Origin of the sequence: Aeromonas tecta (assembly GCF_000820185.1) — a bacterium.
Lineage (GTDB): Bacteria > Pseudomonadota > Gammaproteobacteria > Enterobacterales > Aeromonadaceae > Aeromonas > Aeromonas tecta.
On record NZ_CDCA01000030.1, the window covers coordinates 1 to 300 of the forward strand.

Consider the following 300-nt stretch of genomic DNA (forward strand, 5'->3'; position numbering starts at 1 on the left):
GGCAGCACGAAGTAGCCGTAGCTCGCCGGCAGGAAGGCGATCAGCAGCTTGGGTTCGACCCCGAGCGCCAGCCCCATGGGGGCGATGGCGGTGAGCGCCGCCGCCTGGCTGTTCACCAGCTTGGAGATGAGGAACAGCACCAGCGCATAGGTCCAGGGCTGGGCCTGCACCACGTGGGCCAGGGTCTCTTTGAGCAGCGGCATGTGGGCCTGGAAGAAGGTCTCGCTCATCCAGGCGACCCCGAAGACCGAGAAGATGGCGACCATGCCCGCCTTGAACACGGCGCCGTTGGAGATGTCA

At 66.0% G+C, this 300-nt stretch carries 1 protein-coding gene; it reads right to left on the reverse strand.

What is annotated here, in order from left to right; all coding sequences use genetic code 11:
• Positions 1-300, reverse strand: a 300-nt coding sequence (locus BN1137_RS13795) for an anaerobic C4-dicarboxylate transporter family protein (RefSeq protein ID WP_332309852.1), incomplete at both ends; no start/stop codon positions are given.